This window comes from Candidatus Omnitrophota bacterium (genome assembly GCA_041648975.1).
GTDB lineage: Bacteria > Omnitrophota > Gorgyraeia > 2-01-FULL-45-10 > 2-01-FULL-45-10 > JAQUSE01.
In genome coordinates this window covers 1-4,041 of record JBAZNZ010000039.1, presented here as the reverse complement: position 1 = coordinate 4,041, position 4,041 = coordinate 1, and the positions used below count along the sequence as shown (strand labels likewise).

Annotated in this window: 5 protein-coding genes; all 5 read right to left on the bottom strand. The window is 50.3% G+C overall.

Annotated features, from left to right (window positions below; genetic code table 11):
- Positions 1-1,031: AAA family ATPase (locus WC592_08980; protein ID MFA4982578.1), on the bottom strand; the 1,031-nt coding region annotated here is incomplete at its 3' end.
- On the bottom strand, positions 1,028-1,828 hold the full coding sequence (locus WC592_08975; protein ID MFA4982577.1) for a dihydropteroate synthase: 801 nt from the start codon (positions 1,826-1,828) through the stop codon (positions 1,028-1,030). The genes WC592_08975 and WC592_08980, both read right to left, overlap by 4 nt.
- A gap of 16 nt (positions 1,829-1,844) precedes the next feature.
- A complete protein-coding gene (locus tag WC592_08970; protein ID MFA4982576.1) occupies positions 1,845-2,774 on the bottom strand; it encodes a 2-dehydropantoate 2-reductase in 930 nt (309 codons plus the stop codon).
- A 33-nt stretch (positions 2,775-2,807) separates the two neighbouring features.
- Positions 2,808-3,041: a hypothetical protein gene (locus WC592_08965; protein MFA4982575.1), complete on the bottom strand. Its 234-nt coding sequence runs from the start codon at positions 3,039-3,041 to the stop codon at positions 2,808-2,810.
- 1 nt (position 3,042) lies between these two features.
- Positions 3,043-3,873, bottom strand: coding sequence for a 3-methyl-2-oxobutanoate hydroxymethyltransferase (gene panB / locus WC592_08960; GenBank protein MFA4982574.1), 831 nt, complete (start codon positions 3,871-3,873; stop codon positions 3,043-3,045).
- Positions 3,874-4,041 lie beyond the last annotated feature (168 nt).

Below are 4,041 nucleotides of genomic sequence, written 5' to 3'. Positions count from 1 at the left end.
ATCTTCTGGACGTCCTGGGGTTTAAGTTTGACGACGAGCGAATGTACCCGCGACGCTATCGCATAAGTATCCTCTTTTGTTATGAGGACCGGGATCTGGGACTTCTCCAGGTGTTTAAGGCTCCTTTTTTTCGGCATGAGGCCGCCGGAAAGGATTATGCCGGACACCCTGTAACCCTTTTTTATCTTTCCTGCATGGATCTGGCATATTGCCTCTATCATATCCTCCCTGTCGCCCGGGATTATCATAAGGGAATTGTTCTGGATAAACTGCATGGCGTCCTTGACATTCATCGCGCCGATCAACACATTATCAGCCATCTTGTCGATATATGCCGTCTCGTATAATGCCGCTATCTTCAATTCCTCCTTAATTTCACGCATCGTCGGTATGTCTAGGACCTTTTGATACGGTAATACGCCGAAGACGCTTAAGCCTTTTTTTTCCAACCCTTTCCTGACGAGCCGCGATATTCTCTCGTATTTTTCCGGCAGCACTTTGTTGACGACGACGCCGGCAAGGTCGACCTTCTCCTTGTCGAGAAGGGCCTTGTTCAGCATGACTTCATCTATAGGCTTGCCCACGCCTCCGGAAGAGATGAGCATGACACTAGCGTCAAGAAGCCTTGCTACGGTAGCATTGGAAAGGTCAAAGACGCTTCCTACTCCGGCGTGCCCCGTCCCTTCTATTATTACGAGATCGTTATCCCCGGATACCTTCTCGAAAGATTCCCTGATGAGTTTAGCGTAATCTTCTTCTGCGCCTTTGTCTATAAAACGTTCCGTAAAACCTTTTTCAATAGCGACCGGGGACATGTCCTTTATATTGCACTTGATCCCAAAGACCTCTTCGATCAATACGGAGTCCTCGTCAACCTTGTACCCCTGCTCCATCAAATACCGCTGGCCGATAGGCTTTATGAACCCTATCTTCGCGAATCGTTTCTTAAGCGCGGCTATAAGGCCCAGCGATACGGTCGTCTTGCCGTCATTCTGCTGCGTCGCGGCTATGAATATCTTCTTCGCGCTCAAACCAACGCGCCCTCCCTGAACGCCTTTATATAATCTCCGCAAAAATCGTCCATGCCCATGAGCGCGCAGGACGCCTTAAGGCTGGAGATCACGTTCCTGTCGGTGGGATCGAGTATCGCGGCGTCAAGTCCGGCATGTACGGCCATGGCGAGGAACGTGGAATTTATGAGGCTCCTGTCCGGCAGTCCGAACGAGACGTTGGAGAGGCCGCATATCGTGTTGACTTTCCCGAGCCCTTTTATCATCTGTATCGATATCAAGAACTCCTTTGCCTGGTCAGGTTCGGTCGAGATCGGGCGTATCAACGGATCGAAATAGAGGTTCTCCGGATTAAAACCTTCTTTCACGACGCGCTCTAATATATGCTTTGCGGCTTCGAGCCTTTCGACGGCTGAATGCGGCATGCCCTTGGCGTCCATGGTCAGCGCTATCAGTTTCGCGTTATGCGCTTTCGCGAGCGGTAATATCCTCTTGATCCTCGCGTCTTCGCCGGTTATCGAATTGATCATCAATTCGCCTTTGGCCTTATAGACCTTCAGCGCCCTGTCGATAGCAAGATAGTTCGGGCTGTCTATGCAGATGCTCACGTCCTTTATCTCGCTCTGTATCACGCTTATGACCCAGTCGATGTCCTGGACCTCGTCGCCTGAAGTGACGGCGCAGTTCACGTCTATGAAGTTGGCACCCCTCCTAAGCTGGTCGGAGGCTTCCTTCAGGATCAAGTTGGCATTACGCGCTTTTATGGCATCCTGGACACTCTTTCTTGTAGAATTTATCCTTTCGCCTATTATGTACATGCCGCGACTCCTTTTATTAAACCATTTTTTGATAACTTTTTTCCAATGTCTTGATTATATTTGTCAGGACATCGTTGACCGGCGTAGGTATGCCCAGGGCCTTCCCCTGCCTTACGATAGCGCCGTTAATGAAATCTATCTCTGTCCTCTTCCTGTTCAGGACATCCTGCAGCATGCTCGATATATTGGACGCTGTCGCTTTGCACACCGATTCCACTTTCTGTATGGGGTCGTCGTACGCGAGCTTCACCCTCTTACGCTTCACTATCTTTACGGCCTCCTGGACGGAAGAGCGTAATAATTCGCGCGACTCTTCGTATTCGAGCAGCCTGCCGTTGGGGATGCGCAGGATGCCTGTAAGGGCATTGATCCCGACGTTTATAATGAGCTTCGACCATATCACTGAATCGATATCCTTCGATATCTTCGTCTCGAAACCTGCCTTTGTCAAAAGATTCGACGCGTTCCTTAAGGCTCCTGACAGTTTGCCGTTAGACTTACCGATAATAGTATCGCCTTTACCGGCATGGCGCACATGCCCCGGACCGAGGAGCGTCGCCCCATGGTTGGTTATACCCGCTATCACCCTCTCCGTGCCGAAGTAGTCGTTCAGGACCTGGACATTGCCGATACCGTTTTGCAGCGTCAATACAGCCGTGTCTTCGGATACAAGCTCCTTTATCTCTTTACACGCATCCTCTGTCGAATAGCTCTTGACGCAAATAATAACGAGGTCGCACGCGCCGGCCTCTTTCGGGTCTGCCGTCACATTCAATTTTGCCGTAAAGAGGCTGTTCATCCCCTCGATCTTGACACCGCTTGAGGCTATCTTCTTAGCGCGGTCCGGCAGCCGGTCGATGAGCCACACATCTTCTTTTGTCTTCGTCTTAAGAAAACCTGCCACCAGGCAACCGAGCGCGCCCGGCCCAACAACGGCTATCTTCATATCGTCTCCTATTCGATAAAATTAAGAGCGGGTTTAATCACCGCCGCCTCCGGCTACGCAACTACCTCCGCTGCCTCCGCCGCATACTGTTATGGCAGAGTTGCCGATAGCGCACGATTCTGCGGCGGAACCGGTACCGCAAATACTGGCGGCATTCCCATCAACGCAGTCCGCCGAATCTCCGCTGCCGGGCGCACAGGTCGTAGCTGTCTTTCCTCTGTCCTTCAGTATATTAATATTATTAAGTTTTGGTACAGTCCAATTCATTTTATATTCTTTCCAATTCCTCGGCCTTTATCTTAAACGTATGTTCCTCCGAAGGAAATTTCCCTTCTTCAACCTCTTTCTTATAATTTTTAACAGCCTCAAGTATCATCGGAGATAACTTTATATACTTCTTGACGAATTTAGGGGTAAATCTATCAAACAATCCGACCATATCGCTTATCACGAGCACCTGCCCGTCGCAGCCGGGGCCTGCGCCTATACCTATAGTCGGAATCTTCAATTCATTCGTTATAATATCGGCTATCGCGGTCGGTATACATTCCAATACCAGGCCAAAGCAGCCGACCTTCTCCAATTTCTTCGCGTCGTCTATTATAACCTTCGCAGCTTCGGCGGTCTTCCCCTGGACCTTGTACCCGCCCAGCTTTTCTATAGATTGCGGCGTGAGCCCCAGATGGCCCATCACAGGTATACCCTCATTAATTATCGCCTCTGCAGCCTCGAGAGATTCCGTTCCGCCTTCCAGTTTTACGGCATCGCATCCGGCTTCTTTCATGAACCTGGATGCGTTCGCGACAGCATCCTTGGCATTTTCGTATGACTTATACGGCATGTCACCGACAAGGAACGCATATTTTGTCCCCCTCCTTACGGCCTGCGTATGGCGGATCATGTCATCCATCGTAACGGACAGCGTCGAATCGTAGCCCAGAACGACCATGCCGAGCGAGTCGCCCACAAGTATCATATCGATCCCGGCCTCATCCTCGAGGCGCGCCATCGGATAGTCATAAGCGGTCAGCATCGTTATCTTTTTACGCCCGCGCTTCTTATCCATCAGATACTTAATCGTCACTTTCTTCTCTTCCATACTACCATTCCTCCCTTGTAAAATTCTTCGATACCTTGAGCAATGTGATGTGGCGATGTGGTGAGCTCAGGCGTTAAAATTTCGAGGCAGCGTACGAGAAATTTTACCGAGCGTAATTTTCACATGGCTGAAAATTACGCGTCCTGAGCGAACCACTCGACACAGCAC